This is a genomic window from Actinoplanes missouriensis 431 (assembly GCF_000284295.1).
GTDB lineage: Bacteria > Actinomycetota > Actinomycetes > Mycobacteriales > Micromonosporaceae > Actinoplanes > Actinoplanes missouriensis.
Genome location: NC_017093.1, coordinates 3,125,249 through 3,144,135, shown reverse-complemented (window position 1 = coordinate 3,144,135; position 18,887 = coordinate 3,125,249). Strand labels below are relative to the sequence as shown.

Below are 18,887 nucleotides of genomic sequence, written 5' to 3'. Positions count from 1 at the left end.
GCAAGGCGAGGGTGCCCGTGACGGGCACCCTCGCCTCTGATCATCGTCGTTCGGGCTGGTCGGGGTCGGGCTCGATCAGATCCCAGTCGACTTGCCCGGGCATGAAGGCGTAGCCCTCGAACACGGTGGTCAGCGAGTGCTCCGTCCGCTCGGCAGGGTCGTCCTCCGGCAGCCACACCGAGTCACACTCGGGGCACAGCAGGAACCTCGACCCGTCCAGCAGGCTGCGATACGGGACGAGCCAGTCCTGGCCACAGATCTTGCAGGCGATCCTCGGTGGTTTCATCGGGTCGGATCATCTCGGGAGCCGTCGAGTTTCGTCTTCGGATAGGCGGTAATGATTTCGTTCTCGTTCTTCATAATGAACATGATGTGCGTCTCACCCCGGGTACCGATCACCCGGTCCATCGGAATGATTAGTTTATTGGGAAAAGCCGCGTTCGGCGGGTCCCGATAGACGGCATCTCCTCGCCGCAGCCATGCCTCATCGAGCACCGCAAAGAGGTTGTCGTCGCCGATGTCGAAGACGGTATGAACCTCTTTGTCAGGGTCCGGACCCATGTGGGCCATCAGGTGTCTGATGCGGTGACCGTGCACGGATGCGGGGCCGTACAGCAGACTCGCCGGGCTCTCGAACCAGCCCCCGCCGATGTCCTGCCACGGGAAGTCCTCGCAGGGATCGGTGTTGTGGGTCAGCAGGGATGTGTCGCCGGCGAGGACGTAGTAGGTGTGGTGCGTCGTGACGGTCAGGTTGTGGACCGTCGTCCACCGGGTGCTGTGCTGCACCGCGGTGACCTGCACCCAGGTGCCCGCGCTGGTGCGCAGCCATTGCCCGGCGGTGAGCTCGTCGGCGTTGCGCCACTGATCGAGGTCCGCGACCCAGAACGGGTGGTCGTCGGTCGCGGTGACGGTCGCCGTCGTGTCACCGGTGTCGACGGTCAGCTCGACCAGGTTCTTGGTCCCGGTGCCGGTGATGAGGTCGGTGACCGTCTGCGCGTCGGTGACTCCGGTTGCGGGATCGGTCGAGAGCACCCGGTCGCCGGCCCGTACGTCCTCGATCGCCTTGGTGGTGCCGTCGGCGAGCAGCACCGGGGTGCCGGCGACGAAGCTGTTCCTGCGCAGGCAGGAGGGCAGAGCGCGGGTGCTGACGAGCCGGGCGAAGTTGGCTTGCACCGTCTTCTGCGGTGTGCTGACGCGCTGCAGGATCGCCGGGATCCGGATCTTGTTGATCGCGCCGTTGATCGACCCGAGAAGGCGGGCGCCGGAGACCCCGCTCCACACACCGCCGGCCGCGTACCGCATGAGCGCGCCCTCGGCCCAGACGGTGAACATGCCGCCGATGCCCATGCTGGCCTCGGCGCCGCCCACCGCCGCCAGCGCAGCGGAGCAGAGCCCGCCCAGGCAGACTGCCGTCAGCCCGACTCCGAGGAGGAACTCCATCGAGAGGGTTCCCCACTGGCTGAACGCGAGCGCCGCGGCGGTCAGGAGATCCATCGCCCGGTTCTGCATGAAGTTGGGGTTGAAGGTGTCCGCGACGCAGTTCTGGTAGTAGACGCTGTCGCTCTGCGCCCACTTGTTGCAGAACTCCTTGTTTTTCGTGGCGCGACCGAGCTGGATGCTGGCAGGCTCGAAAACCCGCAGGCACTCCCTCTGCAACTCGGGGAGAGGGCCGGCGTCGCGCAGGCAGTTCCCGAACTGGTCCTGGGCGGCCTGGACGGCCGCGCGCACCTCCTGGTCGATCAGCTTGTTGGCGTGGGCCACGGCCTCGTTGTAGAGCCGTTGCGCCTCCTGCTTGTCCTTGCCGGCAGCCAGCGCCGACGCCCGTGCACGCTCGGCCGCGTCGATGGCCCGGTTCGCGTCGGCCCGGGCTCGCCGGTACGCGGCCTGCGCGACGGCGACGGACTGAGCGGCGTCGCTGGCCGCCTGATTGGCGACCTTGGCCGCGGCGACGGCGGTCTTCGCCGATTTCGCGGCCTTGACGGCCGACTCTTCTGCCTTGATCGCCGACTGGACGGCCTTGGTGGCGTAGGTGGCCGCGAGTTTCGCCGTCTCACCTGCTTTGGCGGACCACTGCTGCGCCTCGGTGGCCTTGCCGCGTGCCGTCGCGGCGACGGCCTGCGCCTCCTCGGCGTTCTGCTTCGCGGTGGTGGCGGCATTGGACGCCCGTGCCAGCAGCGCGAGCATCTCCTGCTCGTGCACTACCGCGTCGTAGTCGTTCTGGGCGGGGCCGTACCAGCCGGTCGTCACGAACTCGTGCAGGGCGCCGGGCGTACCGTCCAGCGCGATCTGTGCTGCCGCGCGCAGCTCCGGGCCGCTCTCCTCGCTGGACAGCATCCGGTTGGCTTTGACCCGATCGTCGCTGGCACCGGCCTCGAACTGTCCCGTCGCCAGGAAGGCGCGGCGGTCCTGGTCGGTGCCGTCCAGGGCGCGCTGGGCGTGTTCGATCGTGGCCGGGTCCCCGTTCGTCTTCGCCTCGGCGAGGATCCGGTTGACCTCGACCCGGTCGTCCACGGACCGTTCCGGGTAGTTCTGTTCGGCCAGGAAGCGTGCGACGTCAGCGTCGGAGCCCGCGAGGGCTCGGATGGCCGCCGCCCGCCGGTCGAGGGTGCCGGTCTGTGCCATCGTGGCCAGGGTGGTGCGGTCGTCGCGGGCGGCCGCCACGTCGATCCCGGTCCGGACGAATTCGACGACTTCGTCATCGGTGCCGGCCAGGGCCCGCGCCGCAGCCTGCTGCGTGTATGGGCCAGCGGTCTGGTTGAGGCTCAGCGCAGCCTTGCGTGCAGCGGCGACGGCGGCCGTCGTGCCGGTCGCCGGGTCCCGGACTTCGGCGATGAGCCGGTTCGTCTCGGCGTTACGCTTGGCGGCCTCCTGCGCGTCCCACCGGATGCGGGACTGGTACTGCCGGTACGCGGCGAGTTCGGTGTGGGCCTGCTCGGTGCCGTCCTCGGTGAAGATCGCCAGCCGCTCGGCGTCGACCGCTCGTGCCGCCTCGTAGATGGCGTAGGCGCTGTTGGCCGCGGTGACGGCGGCGTCGGCGGCCTGGGTGGCCGCGTTTGCCGCCGCGGTCGCCGCGTTGGCGGCCTTGGTGGCGTCGCCGGCATGACCGGCGGCATCCTTGGCGGCCTTGGCGGCGGCAAGCGCACTGGTGACCGCCTGGGTAGCGGCCGCGCGGGCGTTGCCGGCGGCGGTCGCGGCCGCCTGCGCGTACCTGACCGAGGCGCTGGCCGCCCGGTTCGCGCGGGCGGCCTGGGAGCGGGCACGCCGGGCGGCCGCTTCGGCCTCCGCGACGTTCACACCGGTGGCGCGGGCCTGAGCGAGGGCGTCCTCGGCGGCCGCGGCGGCGTTAGCCGCGTTGCCGCTGGCGCTGTCGGCGGCCGCGACGACGTCCTTGACCTTGACCAGGACGGTCTCGGCCTTGGCGACCGCATCCGCGGCCCTGGTCGCGAGCGCGGCGGCCTTCTCCGCGTCGGACGCCGCGGTCAGCGCGGCGGCGGCCTTGTTCTTGTCGCGGGCGGCGTCGGCGGCGGCCTTGTAGGCGCGGTTGGCGGCGCGCCGGGTCGCCGCTGCGGCGGCGACCGCGCGGGAGGCGGCCGCGGCGGCGTCGCGGGCTGCGGCGACGGCGGCCTGGGATGCCTGGATAGCCTGTGCGGCGGCGTCGGCGGACTTGCGTGCGGCGTCGGCGGCCCGGCGTGCGGCGCGTGCGGCGTCCTCTGCGTTGTCCTGGGCCTCCCGCATGGCGGCCAGCGCCTCCTGCGCCGACGCCTTCGCGGCGGCGGCTGCCGTGGCGGCCTTGGCACCCTCCTCCTTGGCCGTCTCGATGAGTTCCGCGGAACGCGCGCTGGCCCGTTCGGCGGCACCGACCAGGTCGGTGATCGCGGTGGCCTCCTCGTCACGGGCGGCGGCGATGGCGTGCTGACTGTCCAGGAAGGAGGTCAGCGCGTCGACATCGCCGGCGTCGAGGGCCCGCTGGGCCAGTCGGCGTACGTTCGAACCGGTCGGTGCCTTCGTCAGGATCAGGTTGACCTTGATGCGCTGGTCGAGTTCGAACGGCTTCTGCCAGCCCGACGCCAGGAAGATGTCCAGCGGGCCCTGCGGCGTGTCGTCGACCTCCTCGACCTCGGGTCCGGTGGCGTCGGCGTCGAGGGCCTTCTGCGCGGCGGCGCGCACCTGGGCGCCGCCCGCCGCCATCATCTGGTTGACCCGTACCCGCTGGTCCACGTTCAGGGCGGTCTGCCAGCCTTCGGTCAGGAAGGTGATCAACTGGCCGGAGTCAAGCGCCTTCTGCGCCTCGGCGCGTACGGTCGGGCCGCCGCCGCCGAGGACCCGGTTCACCATGATCCGGTCGTCGAGGGCCTGGAGCGTATCGACCTGGTTCAGGAACGCCCGGACGTCGTCGTCACTGCCGAGCAGTGCCTTCTCGGCGGCCGGTGCGACGAGCACGCCGCCGTTCTGCCACATCTGGACGACCGCGGCGCGGTCGGCCGGTTCCACGGCCGTCTCCGCGGCGTGCACGGGGCCGTTCACCGCCGCGGACGCCGAGGTCACCATCACGACGGTCGCCAGGCCGGCGGTCCATCGTCTCCATCGCAAAGTCATGGTTTCGGGGCTCCTTTCCGGTTCGGGGGCATGACGGAGGGCACGACGGCCGGAGGCCGTCGTGCTTCTCATGAGTGGGGTCAGCCCGTGACTTTCAGCTGGAGCAGGGTGGCCGGCGGCCGGGGCGGGTCTTCGGTGATGCCGACCTGGGTGCTGCCGTCGGGGTCGACGGGGACGACGCGGGCGGCTTCGCCGTCGGATCGGATGGTGGCGGTGATGTCGTGGCCGGTTCCCTCTTTCTGGCCGTCGCCGCGGATCTCGAAGACGGCGGGGATCTCCATGTTGAGCAGGCCCTTGGTTCCGTTGACACGGAAGCAGAGGGCGTTGCCGGCGTTGACGTCGATCTCAGTGGTGTAGACCTCGATGAAGCCGATGTCGCCGGTGACCGGGGTGTCGCAGTCGACGAACAGGATGTTGCCGTCGCCGGTGAGCAGCTTGACGTTCTGCTCGGCGAGGATGCGGGCGGCGCCGGGGTACCTGTGGTCCTCGACGACGGAGGTGGGGGTGTCGGCGGCGTCGTCGGCGGTCGCGGGCAGTCCGGCGAAGCCGAGGGCGACGGCGAGGGCTCCTGCTGCGGCGGCGGCGAGCTTCAATGATTTACGCATCGGTGTGTACTTCCTGACGAAGGGGTGATTGTCACCAGACGGGGGTCCACAGGGCGCTGAGGCCGCCGTGTTTGGCAATCGCCGAACCGTCGATGGTCACGACGCCGACGCGGCTGCCGCTGACGTCGAGGTCGCGTACGCCGGTGTACTGGGTGACGAATTCGTTGCCCAGCGCGCCTTCCTTGACCTTGGCGACGCCGTCGGTGGTGAGCAGACCGACCCGGTCGTCCTTGAGGACCAGTTCTTTGGCGCCGGAGGACACCAGGTCGTAGGTACGTCCGCTCCAGTCGATCGGGCCCTCGTACACCCGGGCGGACCTGTTCAAGCCATACCTGCCGACGCGGTTACCGGAAAGCGTGACGCCTTCCAGACCGGTCCCGACCTGGATCAGTGGCTCATGCCAGTCGGCGCTGAGGCCACCTTCCTTAATCATCATCACGCGGTTGAGGCCCGCGGTGATGGCGATGCGGGTGTCAGTGATCGCCAGATCGTGCACGCCGGTGTACTCGTCGACCCAGCTGGTGCTCAGGCCGCCCTCTTTGACCTTGGCGAGGCCGCCGGCGGCGGTCAGGACGCCGACCCGGTTCGGGGAGAGCACGAGCTTCTTCACACCGTCGAAGACCTTGACGAAGGGCACGCTGGTGGCGCCGTCCTTGACGTACGCAGCACCGCTGTGGGTTAGCACACCGATGCGGTCGCCGACCACGACGATGTCCTTGGCGTCGGCGAGCAGGTTCGTCCAGCTGGCGCTGAGCCCGCCGTCCTTGACCCGGGTGCCGTAGTCGCCCTGGCGTACCGCGACGCGGGTGTCGGTGACGCCGACCTGCAGCGAGTTCGGCAGTTTCGCGGTCGTGGTGATCCAGGACGCCAGGTCGTCGACGCGGGTCTCCGCCGCGTCGCGGCGGGTGGCGGTCTCACCGAGGCAGCCGCCCTGGTACGAGCGGTAGTGCACGCCGACCAGCTGGTAGGTGCTGCCGGTGCGGCGCAGCAGCGGCCCGCCCGCGTCGCCCCTGCAGATCGTCGCCTTGTCGGCGGCGGTGATGTCGAGGGTGCCGGCGCCGGTAGCGGTAACCGTGAAGTCGCCGGTGTGCAGCTTGGTCGGGTACCAGGTGTCGGCGGTCCGGCCGTAGCCGGCGGCGACGAGTGTCTCCCCGGTGGCCGGTGCGGTGGGGGAGATGGTCACCGGGGTGATGCCGGTGACCTCGTCGGTCAGCCGGGCCAGGGCCAGATCCCGGTCTGGATGCGGGACGATGGCCCGCACCGTGCGGACCTGTCCCCCGGTGCCGGTCAGGTCGAGCCGGCCGATCGTCGCCGTGGTCGCCCGCTTCGGTTCTCCGGCGGCCACCCCGCTGCCGTCGTCGAAGCACGATGCGGCGGTGAGCACCCACCAGCGGTTGACGAGTGTGCCCGTACATGAGCGCACCAGGTCACCGAAGGTGATCTTGACGCTGAATGCGAGCCCTGCGTCCGTGGCCGGTGCTCCACCACCGACGGCCTGTGCGGCGCCTGCTGGAACGAGACTCGCTCCCAGCAGTGCCGCGGTGAGCAGTGCGGCCCGCCCCCGGGCCCTTGTGTTCCTCATGGAATGTGTTCCTCAGATCCGGGCTCGGCGGAACGCCGATCGCCGGGCGCCCTCCGCCGTCGGCGAACCTCAGGAGCACAACACGCGGCCATCGCTCGATGGCGATGTAATGATGATCGAATAGCGGAGGTCGTGGGGGCCGGACGCCATATGATCATTTGCACAGGATCCGGGGCCACACAGCAGGAATCCATCATGGACAATCGCGCGCGAAAACGGCTGGTGAGGCCCGTCCCGCCGCGCGCGGCCGCCGGCGGCATCGCCGTGCCGCACGAGAGCCCGGCCGGGCGCATGCCGCTCGGCCCGGCCGGCCTGACCACCACCGTCGGGAGGTGGCAGACGTTCGTTACCACCAACGTCACCGATGGCCCGCCCCTGCCGGTGGACGTCGCCTACCTTGACGGGGTGCCGCAGCGTAGTGGCCACCAGCAGGAACACTGCACGACATCACCCGCTTTAAGGGATTCCCGCTGGTAGCCGGAGACACTTGCGGACCGCGCATGAAAGCGCCGCCCGGTGGGCACCTCCGGCATTCACGGAGGTGATTGAGATGAGCAGCGTGCTCGTGCTGGCCGGCGTCGTGTTCATTCTGTGCGGCCTTGGATTCATGATCGTGCAGTTGCGTCGCGGCGACATCGGCATCGGTGTCCTGCGAGGCGAGAGCGAGGAGACCCGCCGCGCCGTGCGCCGGGCGATCCGGGACGGCTACGCCGACGACGCCCGGGTGGACCACCTGGCTCGCCGGGCGCTGGAGGCGGCGGTGCGACCCCGCTGGGCGCGTTACTTCTTCGCGGCGATGCTGCTTCTCTCGATCGTCCTCCTGGCCGTCGGTTCCCATACGGTCACCGACATCGCGGTACGCATCGGGCACGTGCTCCTGTGGTCCGGCTTGATCGCGCTGACCGTGGTCAACCGGCGCCGTCTCGACGACTATCGAGGCCTGCGTCCGGCCCGGCCGGACACCTCCGCCACGACCGCGAGCCGCGATTCCGACGCGATCTGACGGCGGTCGTCCGGGCGGGCCGCGACGTAAGGACGCGGGTCGTCACGCACCGCCACTCCGCGGCAGCCACGCCCGGACCGCCAGCACGGCCATGACCACCAGCACGACGGCGAAGATGACGACGTACCCCGAGGACTGGCCGGTGCCCAGGCACAGAGCGATCAGGCCCCCGAAGAACGGCACGCCGACACCCAGGCCGATGACCGCTCCCCGCCGGGCGTGCCGGCGACGCGCCGCGGCGGTGGGAAACGAAGGGCCACCAGCTCCGGTACGCCTGCGGTGCGCCCACCCGAGAGCCAGCCACAGCGGTGCCCAGACGGCACCACGTCCCCCGCTGTCGACGACCATCACCGCCATGCCGTCGTCCCGGTCGAACGGCAGGCTGACCAGGAACCAGATCACGGCCATCACCACGCACACCACGGCGTACGGACCCGGTGGCCCGCCGAACCGATCCAGCTCCTCGTCGACCCGAAGGCGACCCCCGCGCTCCATCGTCATCGATGCGAGGTTCCCCCCGTGGACGCCACGTACTCATCCCCGGGGAAAACGCGTCATCCGCCGGTGTGCAATGTGGCGCCGCCGGCGTCGTACGCGGTGAGGTCGGTCAAGGTGGCCGGAGGCTGCCCCTCGGCGAAGTCGAACCAGAAGATCTGCGCCTTCTCCGGCGGTCCGAAGCCGTTCCAGGCGGTCCGCTTCGCCACGACGGTCTTGCCGGTGGCGGCGTCCCGTGCCGTGATCTTGCTCGGTTTGCCGACGTAGTAGCCGAAGGTCGGGGTGGTGCGGCCGTTGAGCAGGCGGCCGGCCTGCACCGCGTGGAAGCCGGGCGCCATCCGGCCGGCTCCCGGGTCGCTGCTCACGATCTCGATGCGGAAGTCGTCGATGGTGCCGGTCCTGGTGCGCCCGAGGACCAGGGTCATCGTTTCGTCCAGCTTATCCGGATCCACCGTCTCGACGTAGATGATCCACTCTCGGCCGTCGGCCTTCCGGCCGGTCTTGACGACCGTGCCGAGCACCCCGGGCGCCGAGGAGTTGCCCGCTGATGGCAGGGGCATCGACGGACCGCTGACCATGCCCGACGGGCCGTCCGCCGGGAGGGAGCCGTTCGGGCCGCCCGCGTTGACCAGCTGGCTGCCGCCGATCAGGAGCGCCGCCACCGTCAGCGCGGACGCGCCGCCGACGGCGAGTCTGCGACGCCGGCGCATCCGGCCCCCGGCGGCCATCACCTGCTGCAGATCCAACGCGGCGGGCTGGAAGTCGGGCGGTGAGTGCATGGCGTCCTTCAGGTCGTCCAGCTGCGTCATAGTGCTACCCCTGCTTCCGTCCCGTTTCGTAGCGGCGGCACATGTCCGGCCGTGATGCGCAGTTTCGCCAGGGCCCGCGAGTTGAGGCTCTTCACCGTGCCCACTGACAGGTCGAGCTCGCGGGCCACCTCGGCCTCGCTGGCGTCGAAGAAGTGCCGCAGCACGACCACCGCCCGTTCCCGCGGTGACAGCGCCTGCAGAACGCCGATCAGCCAGCGCCGTTTCGACACCACATCGGCGACGTCCTGAGCTGTCTGCTGTTCCGGCATGGTCTCCGTCGCGTACTCCCGCATCGGGCGGCGCCACTGGTCGGTCAGCAGGTTGGTGAGCACCGTCCGGGCGTACGCATAGGGGTCCTTACGACTGACCCGCCCCCAGGCGGCGTACACCCGGACCAGGGTGGCCTGCGCCGCCTCCTCGGCCTGGTGCTGATCGCCGGTGAGCAGGTACGCCGCGCGTTGCAGTCGCGAGGAACTCGCCTGGGCGAACGCGATGAAGTCGTCGTCACCGCGCGCCATCTGAGGCCTCTCTGTGTTTCATGAGCATCAAGACGAGCGAGCGTGCCATTTGGTTGCAACGGAAGAAAGAGGGCCTAGCTGTCGGCGGCGTCGCGGCCGACCACCATCGAGCCGTAGAGCTCCGCGTCGAAGGCGCTCGCGGTCTGCGCGTCGAGCCGGGCCCCGAGACCGTCGAGGACACGGGTGAAGAACGAGCGGGCGGCCACCGCGTACACCACGTCGGCGATCTCGCCGTCCGACAGCCCCGCGGCCCGGAGCCGATCGACGTCGTCCTGCTCCACCGACGCCGCGTCGACCGCGACCTTCGCCGCGAACCGGTAGACGGCACGATCCTGCTCATCGAGGGTGTCGCCGTCCGGCGCCTCCGCGAGACGCCGCAGCGAGGCCTCATCGCCGCAGACGTCACGCAGGAACTTCGAGTGGGCGGCCGTGCAGTACGTCGAACGCAGGGCCCGCGCCGCCGCGATGGTGGCGAGTTCGAACCGGCGACGGTCCATCCCGCCGCGGATCGCGCCGTTCAGAGCGTTCCACGCCTGCGCCACGTCGGGACGATGGCCGAACGCGCCGGCGTAGTTCGGCAGGAACCCCCACGCCTGGCGTTGCTGCCGGTAGTAGTCGGCGGTGGCGCCCGCCGCGGCGTCCTCGGGAATCATCGCGATGAACATGTCCCATTGTGCGCACACGTCAGGAGACGCCGAACTCGTCCTTCATGACGGTCGCGACAGGCGAATCGGGCCGTTTCCGGGGTACGCCGTCGACCGTCACGTCGACCACCTCGTCGAAGAACGCGACGAGCCCGGTTAGCGCCGGGGCCCTTCCATCAGATTCGCGACTCGCCGGTCACAGCGTGACGGTCAGCGGCGCGCTGTACCGCCGGCCCTCCTCGATGCCGAGCAGGAACCGGACGGTCATCGACGACTCCGCCATCCGGTACTCGCTGCGCCACAGGGTGACGGCCTCCGGGATACCGAACTCCTCGGCGCGGACCTCGTCGAGCGCGTCATGCACACCGTCACCGCCCCGGGTACGGCGCGCCAGATGGCGGAGCCGTGCCAGTGAGTCGCCGGCCGGCGCGGCGTCCGGCGCGAGCAGATGGTTGGTCACGACCAGCGGCCCCGCGCCGGCATCCACGACGTGCTCGACGTTGTCGCCCTCCCGCTCCCAGACGAAGGCGTCGCCGGACGCATCCGCGATCAGGAAGTGGCACGTGCTGTACCGGGTGTAGTGCTTCGCGCCGTGCAACGCCTCGCGCGCCTCCCCGGCGGTCCGGCACCGGTCCAGCAGGAACCGCGGCAGCTGTGCCTCGTCCAGGCCGGCCTGCGGTCCACCGGCCGGCCGGAGCTCGCCGCCCTGCCCGTCGGCGAGCTCCACCACCGCGAGCCCCGCCTCGTTGATCCCCTCCAGGCAGCCGCTCAGGTTGTTGCCGGTGATCGCCACCGACGACAATCCCCGGTCCGGGTGCATCTCCACCACGTGCGGCCGGGCCAGCGCGGGGAGCCGCCGACCGGCCGGCGGCGGTCCCGTGCCGATGACCGATTCGTGAATGTCGAAGTTGCGCGCGATCACGGCGGGTTCGGCGCCGGACGGCGGGCGCCACACCGCCGAGCACCCGCCCGCCAGAGGCATACCGTTGAGATCGTCGACGCACAGCGAGGGATCCTCGTCGACCCCGAACGCGGCCGCCATGCCCCGCGAGCGCTCGTGATGTTCCGGCCAGTTCACCGCGAACCACCGCCGCCGGGCACGTCCCAGGACCGGCGGCATCGGGCGGGGCGCGGATCCGTAGACGCCGGCCGCGGCCCGGGCCAGCCCGTACCCGATCTGCTCCGGTGTCCCGCGCAGCACGAGGCGGGACACCGCGACGAAAGGGGCGCCCAGCCGGTCACCGGGACCGGCCGGGCGTTCCGGGACTGTCACTTCTTCTTGTCGTACGCCTGCTGGTTGAGCTCCAGGTACCGCTTCATCCCGATCCCGTCGAGACCCTGCACCCAGGCGTCCCACTCGGTGTCGATGTTCTTGGTGCCGGTGATGAAGGCCAGCTGGCCCTGGCTGACGTAACTGTCCAGGTTGGTCTTCAGCGTGGACAGCTCGGAGACGGTGGCCGGGTCGGCCCAGACCTCGGCCTCCGGGAAGACCTGCGCCTTGTCCACGTGCGGCTCGTACTGCTTGGTCGCCTCGAACAGGCGCCGCTCGAGGCCGGTCTCGGCGTAGATGTCCTTCGGCACCGCCTGGGCGTTGCGCAGCGCGAGGGTGAAGTTGTACTGGCCCAGCGAGTTCCACGAGGAGTTCTTCGGCACGTCGGCGCTGAGCCGCGGCTTCCAGGTCGCCTGCGTCGACTCGTCCAGGGCGACGTCACCGGCCTTCGGCTTCTCCCAGCCGACGCCCTCGGGGCCGGCGTTGACGATGATCTGGCCCTCGTCGGTGTAGATGTAGTCGAGCATCTTCAGGGCGGCGACGCGCGCTTCCTTGCTGGACTTGTTCGTCAGCATGAAGGTGTAGCCGACCGAGGTCGGGTTGTTGTACCCGGTGTAGCTCTTGCCCTGCGGCCCGGTCAGCGGGGGCACCGCGTCGTACTGCTTGTCCCGGCCGTCCTTGGAACCGAGCTGGACGAAGATGCCGGGCCAGAGGACCGGAACGGATCCGACCTGTACGGCCGACGGGTTGTTGCCAAGAGTCTGCAGCGCCTCGGTGTTCTGGGTGAACGACGCCGGGTCGATCAAGCCGTCCTTGTAGAGCGAGTTGATGTACTTCAGGCCCTCGCGCCACTCCGGCTTGTCGACCGGGGTGACGACCTGGTTGCCGTTGAGCGCGAGCAGCGACGGCACGCCGTTCTGGGCGCCGTACGGGGCGTACGCGAACCCGCCCATCAGATAGCCGAGCAGCGTGCTGTCCCGCGGGTCGGTGGTCATCGGGATCTCGTCGGCCTTGCCGTTGCCGTTCGGGTCCTGCGTCTTGAAGGCCTTCAGCACCGTACGGAGATCTTCGGTCGTCTTCGGCATCTGCAGGTTGAGCTTCTTCAACCAGTCCGAGTTCATCCACAGCTTGTTCGGGTACGAGCAGTGGTAGCAGTCCGACCACTGCGGCAGCGCGTAGATGTGCCCGTCTGGCGCCGTCGACATCGCCTTGAGCACGCTGTTGGAGTCGAGCGCCTTCTGGATGTTCGGCGCGTGCTCCTTGATCAGGTCTTCCAGCGGCACCGCGACGCCCTGCTGGCCGAGCTTCTGCACCTCGGTCTTGGTGAACGCGTCGACCCAGGGGATCAGCATGAACAGGTCCGGGTAGTCGCCGCTGGAGATGGCGATCTGGCGCTTCTCCTTGGCCGGCCCGCCGTCCATGTTGGTGGTCTGGAACTGGAACTTGATCTTGTACTTGTCGCTGAGCATGGTGGTGATGGCGTTGGTGTCGAGCTTGGTGTCCGAGTCGGCGGGCGACAGCACCGAAATGACCACCTTGTCGCCGTCCATCTTGGCCGCCGGCGCGGCCTCCTTGTCGCCGCCGGAGCAACCGGCCGCGACCAGGGCCACGGCCGAGACGGCGGCGACTATCTTGAATGCAGAAACAGGCTTCATCGACTATTCCAATCCGTTGGTTGTGAAGTCAGCCCTTGACCGCGCCCACCATCACGCCCTTGGTGAAATGGCGCGCGACGAATGGATAGATGATCAGAACGGGCAGGCTGGAGACGACGATCAGCGCGTATTTGAGGACGTTGGCCAGCTGCAGCTGATGCATCTGCTGCGCCAGGTCCACGGCGCCGGTCCGGGCGGTGTTGAGAAGGAGCATGTTCCGTAGCACGATCTGCAACGGGTACAGATCGGGGTCCTTGAGATAGACCAGGGCGTCGAAATAGGTGTTCCACTGGTAGATCGTGTACATCAGCGCGAGAACGGCGAGCAGCGGTTTGGACAGCGGCAGCACCACCGACCGCAGCGTCCGCAGTTCGCTGGCCCCGTCCAGCGCCGCGGCCTCGTAGAGCTCCTCGGGGACCGAGTTGGCGAAGAAGGTGCGGGCGATGATGACCTGCCAGACCCCGATCGCGTTGGGGATCAGCAGGGCCCAGCGGGTGTCGAGCATGCCGAGGTCGTGCACGACCATGTAGGTCGGGATCAGCCCGCCGGAGAACAGCATGGTGAAGATGAGCAGCGTCATCAGCACGTTGCGCCCGTAGAAGGTGCGGCGCGACAGCGGATAGGCGATGGCCACGGTCAGCGTGACGCTGATCAGCGTGCCGGCGATCGCGTAGATCAGCGAGTTGTAGTACCCCCGCAGGACCTCCGCGTTGGTCAGCACCGACTGGTACGCCTCGATCGAGAACTCGACCGGCCAGAACTTCACCTGACCCGAGTTGACCGCCGCCGGACTGCTGAACGAGCTGGCGACGATGTAGATCAGCGGCATCACCACGAGCGCCAGCAGGATCGCCAGCATCAGCTTGACGACAATCATGAAGACGCGGTCGCTGAACGGCTCGCGGACTTTCGGGGCGGCCGTGCGCGTACGCCGCAATCTCATTACCTGGGTGAGCGTCGTCATCGCCAGAGTCCGTTTCCAGTGATCCGCTTGGCGACGAAGTTGACCGTCAGCAGAAGGACGAGGTTGACCACCGAGTTGAACAGCCCGACCGCGGTCGCCATGCTGAAGTCCGCGTTGATCAGGCCGGTCTTGTACACGTACGTCGGAATGATTTCTGATTGGGCGAGGTTCAGATTGTTCTGCAGCAGGTAGGCCTTCTCGAAACCGATCGCCATCATGTTTCCCACGCCCAGGATCAGCATGATCACCGCGGTCGGCATGATGCCGGGCAGGTCCACGTTGCGGATCCGCTGCAGCCGGCTGGCTCCGTCGATCTTGGCGGCTTCGTGCAGTGCCGGGTCGATGCCGGAGAGCGCGGCGAGGTAGATGACTGCCGAGTACCCCGCGGTCTGCCAGACGTCGGTCCACACGTACACGTGCCGGAAGTAGTCCGGGTCGCCGAGGATGTCGACGTCACCGACCAGGCCGATCCGCGGCGAGAGCAGCAGGATCGTGATCGAGACGACCACCACGGTGGAGATGAAGTAGGGCGCGTAGGTGACCATCTGCACCGTGCGCCGGAACCAGCCGTTGCGGACCTCGTTGAGCGCCAGCGCCAGCAGGATCGGCACCGGGAAGCTCGCCAGCAGCAGATAGAACGCGAGGATCAGGGTGTTCGTGACGAGCGTGCCGAACACCGGGTTGTTGAACAGCTGCTCGAAGTTGCGCAGGCCGACCCACGGGCTGTCCCAGGCGCCCAGCACCGGACTGTAGTCCTTGAACGCGATGACATTGAAGGTCATCGGGACGTACTTGAAGATGACGAAGTAGGCCAGCGGCACGCTGACCAGCAGATACAGCTGCCAGTGCTGACGCCACGACCGCTGCGCCTGGCCCCAGCGGCTGCGCCGAGGTGCCAGGGACGGTGACCCCACAGCCACCACCTCCTACGGCTTGATCACGGGAAACATGGCCGAAACCTAAGCTCAATAATTTCCTTCGTCAAGTATTGATTTCCATCACGTGCTCGCCTACCTTTCGGGCCATGCCAGAACCCGCCGCACCGGCGATGACTGCCGTGCTCACGGCGGTGCTGACCGAAGGCCCGCTCAGTCGCGTCGGGCTCGCCCGCCGACTGGGGCTCTCGCAGGCCGCGGTCACCAAGGCGGCCCGGCCCCTGATCGACCTCGGTTACCTCGAAGAACTCGCCGCGACCGAGCGCACCGGCCCCGGCGCCGGCCGCCCCGCCAGCCCGCTCTCCATCCGCCCCGACCGCGAATTCTTCCTCGGCGTCAAGATCACCGCGGACGAGCTGATCGGCGTCGTCTGCGATCTCACCTCACGGGTACGGGCATCGGCTCACCGCCCGCTCGCCGGTCGCGACGTCGACCACGTGCTCGCCGAGCTCGGCCGCCTGGTCGGCGACCTGCTGGACGGGCCCGGCGACCACCGGGCCCGGACCCGCCGGCTCGGGCTGGCGATCTCCGGCGACGTCGACCGCGCCACCGGACTGGTCCGCTACTCACCGTTCCTGCACTGGCACGACGTCCCACTGCGCGAGCTCGCCGAACAGACCACCGGGCTGACCGTCGTGGTGGAGAACGACGTCAAGGCGCTCACCACCGCCGAGCACTGGTTCGGCGAGGGCGTCGGCGCCGAGTCGTTCGCTCTGGTCACCGTCGGCACCGGCATCGGCTGCGGACTCGTGGTCAACGGCCGGCTGGTCGCCGGCGTGCACGGCGTGGCCGGCGAGATCGGCCACATCGGCGTCGACGCCGGCGGTCCCGCGTGCCACTGCGGCGGGCGCGGCTGCGTCGAGGCCATCGCCGGCACCGACGCCATCGTCGAGCGGGCCCGCCAGCGCACCGGCCGCCCGGAACTCACCCTGGACGGCGCGGTGGCTCTCGCCCGCAGCGGCGACCCGCGCGCCGCAGCGGTGTTCGCCGAGGCCGGCGACGCGATCGGCTGCGGCATCGCGGCCGTGGCCAACCTCGTCGGCCCGGCCCGCATCGTCGTCTCCGGTGAGGGCCTGGCCGCCTACGACCTGTTCGAACCGTCCATCCGCACCGGCTTCGAGCGCCAGGCGTTCGGCGCCGCGGCCACCTGCCCGCTCTCCATCCGGCCGCTGCCCTTCGAGGAATGGGCACGCGGCGCCGCCACCGTCGGCATCCAGTCTTTCGTCGCGTCCTGACCCGCTGAAACGCTCCCACAACAGGAGGTTCTGTGAGAAGAACCGTTGCTCTAGGCGCCGCGCTACTCGTACTCCTGGGCGCTCAATCCGCACAAGCCGCACCGAAACCCAGCCCACAACCGGACGCCCGGGCCGCCACCGTGGCCGTGCCCCCTTCAGAGGCGACATCCGCCAAGGAGTCGACCCCCGACCCCTGGGCCGTGAAGCCGTACATGGGCTGGTCCAGCTACAGCATGCAGGTCTACTCCGGCAACGGTAAGTGGATCACCGCCGATCAGATCATCAAGCAGTCCGACGCGATGAAGACCAAACTTCAGCGGTACGGCTACGACTACATCAACGTGGACGCCGCCTGGAACGACGGGTTCGACGCCAACGGCCGCCCCAAGCCCAGCGCCACCCTCTACCCGCAGGGCCTGCAGAAGGTCATCGACCACGTCCACAAGAACGGTCAGAAGTTCGGGCTCTACACGATCCCGGGCATCTCCCCCGAGGTCTACAACGCGAGCCTGCCGATCGCCGGCGCCCCCGGCTGCACCACCCACGACATCGTCAAGCAGCCGATCCAGCAGGCCGACTACTGGAACATCGGCTACCGGCTCGACTTCACCAACCCGTGCTCGCAGAAGTACATCGACTCGATCGTCGACATGTTCGCCGACTGGGGCGTCAACTTCGTCAAGTTCGACAGCGTCACGCCCGGCTCCGGGATCAGCGACCTCTCGCTCGACGCCCGCGACGACGTCGCCGCCTGGTCGTCGGCGCTGAAGAAGCACAAGATCTGGTTCGAGCTGTCCTGGGCCCTCGACCCGAACTACGCCGGCTACTGGCGGTCCAAGGCCAACGGCTGGCGCATCGACTGGGACGTCGAGTGCTACTGCGCCCACGAGGCACTCACCCAGTGGCAGAACATCGCCCGGCTCTTCCCGCGCCTGGAGACCTGGTGGCGCCACGGCGGCAACGGCGGCTGGAACGACCTCGACTCGCTCAACGTCGGCAACGGCACCATGGACGGCCTCACCGAAGACGAACGCCGGACCGCGATGACCCTCTGGGCCATCTCCGCCGCACCCCTCTACCTGGGCAACGACCTGACGAACCTGGACAAGTACGGCCTGAGCCTGCTCACCAACCCCGAAGTGATCGCGGTCGACCAGGCCGGCACCCCGGCCCGCCCGGTGTCCACCTCCACCCAGCAGCAGACCTGGTACGCGCTGAACCCGGACGGCAGCTACACGGTGGCGCTGTTCAACCTCGGCCGCACCGACAAGGACATCACCGTCGACTTCGCGGACCTCGGACTGACCGGCGCCGCGAAGGTCCGTGACCTCTGGGCCCGCAAGGACCTCGGCCGCTTCCCCGCCTCGTTCACCGCCGCCACGGTGCCGATTCACGGCGTACGCCTGCTGAAGGTCACCCCGCAGGCCGGCGCCCGGATCGCCGTCAACGACGACGCCCTGCGCGTCGGATACCAGGGTGAGTGGACCCGCAACGACGGCAAGGAGGTCGCCGCCACCTCGCAGCCGCTCACCGTGACCGTCACCGACACCGGCGCCGTCTCTGCGCCGCCGGCCAGCGGCCCGGTCCGCACGATCGTGCACGACAACACCGACCCCGGCATCTCGTACGCCGGGACCTGGTCCCAGAGCACCGGCCGTGGCCTCGGCGACTACAACGACAACGTGCACTACACCGAGCGCAACGGCGACTCGTTCCAGTACACGTTCACCGGAACCGGCGTCTCGTACATCACCGAGATGGACACCTCGCAGGGCGAGGTCGACATCTACCTCGACGGCCAGCTGGTGAAGACCGTCAACACCGGACGTGAGCAGGGTCAGCCCCGGCTGTCGCAGCAGACCGTCTTCTCGGTGAACGACCTGCCCAACGGCAGCCACACCCTGATGGCGGTCAAGAAGTCCGGCTCGTTCATGCTGCTCGACCGGATCGACGTGCAGCAGCCCAGCCTGCTCGACCCGCCGGCGGCCTCGTTCGACCGCAAGGCCCCGGCCGACGTCACGGTGAAGCTGCAGCGCGACGGCAGCGAGTTCACCGGCGTCTCCCGCGCCGGCGCCGCACTGAAGGCGGGCACCGACTACACCCTGTCGGGCTCGACCGTCACCCTGCGCGCGGCGTACCTCGCCGGACTCCCGCTCGGCGAGGCGCAGCTGGACTTCACGTTCCGCGGCGACCACCTGAACGACGTGCACGCCACCACCCGCAACGGTGACGCGGTCTCGTACACGTTCGACGGCACCGGCGTCGACTGGATCACCGCGACCGGCCCGGACCAGGGTCTCGCCGACGTGTTCATCGACGGCAAACTCGCCAAGCGGGTCAACCTGCAGGCCACGACCCGTGCCACCCAGCAGACCGTGTTCAGCGTCGCGGGCCTGCGCGCCGGCAAGCACACCGTCAGAATCGTCAAGGTGTCCGGCGACGTCCTGCGCACCGACGTGATCCGCTACCGCACCCGCTGACGTGAGCCGCACCCGCTGACGTGAGCCGCACCGGCTGACCTCCGCACAGGGCGGGCCGGAGCACACTGTGTGCTCCGGCCCGCCCGTCGTTTCGCG

Annotated in this window: 16 protein-coding genes; 4 read left to right on the top strand and 12 right to left on the bottom strand. The window is 69.1% G+C overall.

Annotated features, from left to right (window positions below; genetic code table 11):
* Positions 1–40: 40 nt before the first annotated feature.
* From AMIS_RS14705 to AMIS_RS40520, 4 genes are all read right to left on the bottom strand, one after another.
* On the bottom strand, positions 41–286 hold the full coding sequence (locus AMIS_RS14705) for a hypothetical protein (RefSeq protein WP_014443102.1): 246 nt from the start codon (positions 284–286) through the stop codon (positions 41–43).
* Positions 283–4,596 (bottom strand): polymorphic toxin-type HINT domain-containing protein, encoded by a 4,314-nt coding sequence (locus AMIS_RS14700; protein WP_014443101.1) that lies wholly within the window; start codon positions 4,594–4,596, stop codon positions 283–285. The genes AMIS_RS14705 and AMIS_RS14700 overlap by 4 nt, the downstream gene beginning before the upstream one ends.
* Positions 4,597–4,676: 80 nt before the next feature.
* A complete protein-coding gene (locus AMIS_RS14695; RefSeq protein WP_014443100.1) occupies positions 4,677–5,201 on the bottom strand; it encodes a hypothetical protein in 525 nt (174 codons plus the stop codon).
* Between the two features lie 31 nt (positions 5,202–5,232).
* Positions 5,233–6,783, bottom strand: a complete 1,551-nt coding sequence (locus AMIS_RS40520; protein WP_014443099.1) for a S1 family peptidase — start codon at positions 6,781–6,783, stop codon at positions 5,233–5,235.
* Positions 6,784–6,978: 195 nt separating this feature from the next.
* On the opposite strand from AMIS_RS40520, the gene AMIS_RS14685 reads away from it, so the two are divergent.
* Positions 6,979–7,260 (top strand): hypothetical protein, encoded by a 282-nt coding sequence (locus tag AMIS_RS14685; protein ID WP_014443098.1) that lies wholly within the window; start codon positions 6,979–6,981, stop codon positions 7,258–7,260.
* A 73-nt stretch (positions 7,261–7,333) separates the two neighbouring features.
* Positions 7,334–7,786: a hypothetical protein gene (locus tag AMIS_RS14680; RefSeq protein WP_014443097.1), complete on the top strand. Its 453-nt coding sequence runs from the start codon at positions 7,334–7,336 to the stop codon at positions 7,784–7,786.
* 42 nt (positions 7,787–7,828) lie between these two features.
* On the opposite strand, the gene AMIS_RS14675 is transcribed toward AMIS_RS14680, so the two are convergent.
* From AMIS_RS14675 to AMIS_RS14640, 8 genes are all read right to left on the bottom strand, one after another.
* The gene (locus AMIS_RS14675) at positions 7,829–8,287 is read right to left on the bottom strand and encodes a hypothetical protein (protein ID WP_014443096.1); all 459 of its coding nucleotides are present in this window, start codon (positions 8,285–8,287) and stop codon (positions 7,829–7,831) included.
* Between the two features lie 53 nt (positions 8,288–8,340).
* A complete protein-coding gene (locus tag AMIS_RS14670) occupies positions 8,341–9,090 on the bottom strand; it encodes a hypothetical protein (protein ID WP_014443095.1) in 750 nt (249 codons plus the stop codon).
* Positions 9,087–9,608 carry a SigE family RNA polymerase sigma factor gene (locus AMIS_RS14665; RefSeq protein ID WP_014443094.1) on the bottom strand — a complete coding sequence of 174 codons (522 nt, stop codon included), beginning with the start codon at positions 9,606–9,608 and terminating at the stop codon, positions 9,087–9,089. Before AMIS_RS14665 ends, AMIS_RS14670 begins: the two co-directional genes overlap by 4 nt.
* 74 nt (positions 9,609–9,682) lie before the next feature.
* The gene (locus AMIS_RS14660; RefSeq protein ID WP_014443093.1) at positions 9,683–10,273 is read right to left on the bottom strand and encodes a carboxymuconolactone decarboxylase family protein; all 591 of its coding nucleotides are present in this window, start codon (positions 10,271–10,273) and stop codon (positions 9,683–9,685) included.
* Between the two features lie 175 nt (positions 10,274–10,448).
* A complete protein-coding gene (locus tag AMIS_RS14655; protein WP_014443092.1) occupies positions 10,449–11,525 on the bottom strand; it encodes a C45 family peptidase in 1,077 nt (358 codons plus the stop codon).
* Positions 11,522–13,177: an extracellular solute-binding protein gene (locus AMIS_RS14650; RefSeq protein ID WP_014443091.1), complete on the bottom strand. Its 1,656-nt coding sequence runs from the start codon at positions 13,175–13,177 to the stop codon at positions 11,522–11,524. Before AMIS_RS14650 ends, AMIS_RS14655 begins: the two co-directional genes overlap by 4 nt.
* A gap of 28 nt (positions 13,178–13,205) precedes the next feature.
* On the bottom strand, positions 13,206–14,141 hold the full coding sequence (locus AMIS_RS14645; protein WP_014443090.1) for a carbohydrate ABC transporter permease: 936 nt from the start codon (positions 14,139–14,141) through the stop codon (positions 13,206–13,208).
* Positions 14,138–15,055, bottom strand: coding sequence for an ABC transporter permease (locus AMIS_RS14640; RefSeq protein WP_231859307.1), 918 nt, complete (start codon positions 15,053–15,055; stop codon positions 14,138–14,140). The genes AMIS_RS14645 and AMIS_RS14640 overlap by 4 nt, the downstream gene beginning before the upstream one ends.
* A gap of 110 nt (positions 15,056–15,165) precedes the next feature.
* Between AMIS_RS14640 and AMIS_RS14635 the strand changes: the two genes are divergently transcribed.
* Both AMIS_RS14635 and AMIS_RS14630 read left to right on the top strand, forming a co-directional pair.
* The gene (locus tag AMIS_RS14635; protein ID WP_014443088.1) at positions 15,166–16,311 is read left to right on the top strand and encodes an ROK family transcriptional regulator; all 1,146 of its coding nucleotides are present in this window, start codon (positions 15,166–15,168) and stop codon (positions 16,309–16,311) included.
* Positions 16,312–16,457: 146 nt separating this feature from the next.
* Positions 16,458–18,791 carry a X2-like carbohydrate binding domain-containing protein gene (locus tag AMIS_RS14630; protein WP_231859306.1) on the top strand — a complete coding sequence of 778 codons (2,334 nt, stop codon included), beginning with the start codon at positions 16,458–16,460 and terminating at the stop codon, positions 18,789–18,791.
* Positions 18,792–18,887 lie beyond the last annotated feature (96 nt).

Coding starts and splice junctions, on each gene's coding strand:
- AMIS_RS14705 (WP_014443102.1), bottom strand. CDS start 286: ATGAAACCACCGAGGATCGCCTGCAAGATCTGTGGCCAGGACTGGCTC.
- AMIS_RS14700 (WP_014443101.1), bottom strand. CDS start 4,596: ATGACTTTGCGATGGAGACGATGGACCGCCGGCCTGGCGACCGTCGTG.
- AMIS_RS14695 (WP_014443100.1), bottom strand. CDS start 5,201: ATGCGTAAATCATTGAAGCTCGCCGCCGCCGCAGCAGGAGCCCTCGCC.
- AMIS_RS40520 (WP_014443099.1), bottom strand. CDS start 6,783: ATGAGGAACACAAGGGCCCGGGGGCGGGCCGCACTGCTCACCGCGGCA.
- AMIS_RS14685 (WP_014443098.1), top strand. CDS start 6,979: ATGGACAATCGCGCGCGAAAACGGCTGGTGAGGCCCGTCCCGCCGCGC.
- AMIS_RS14680 (WP_014443097.1), top strand. CDS start 7,334: ATGAGCAGCGTGCTCGTGCTGGCCGGCGTCGTGTTCATTCTGTGCGGC.
- AMIS_RS14675 (WP_014443096.1), bottom strand. CDS start 8,287: ATGACGATGGAGCGCGGGGGTCGCCTTCGGGTCGACGAGGAGCTGGAT.
- AMIS_RS14670 (WP_014443095.1), bottom strand. CDS start 9,090: ATGACGCAGCTGGACGACCTGAAGGACGCCATGCACTCACCGCCCGAC.
- AMIS_RS14665 (WP_014443094.1), bottom strand. CDS start 9,608: ATGGCGCGCGGTGACGACGACTTCATCGCGTTCGCCCAGGCGAGTTCC.
- AMIS_RS14660 (WP_014443093.1), bottom strand. CDS start 10,273: ATGTTCATCGCGATGATTCCCGAGGACGCCGCGGCGGGCGCCACCGCC.
- AMIS_RS14650 (WP_014443091.1), bottom strand. CDS start 13,177: ATGAAGCCTGTTTCTGCATTCAAGATAGTCGCCGCCGTCTCGGCCGTG.
- AMIS_RS14645 (WP_014443090.1), bottom strand. CDS start 14,141: ATGACGACGCTCACCCAGGTAATGAGATTGCGGCGTACGCGCACGGCC.
- AMIS_RS14635 (WP_014443088.1), top strand. CDS start 15,166: ATGCCAGAACCCGCCGCACCGGCGATGACTGCCGTGCTCACGGCGGTG.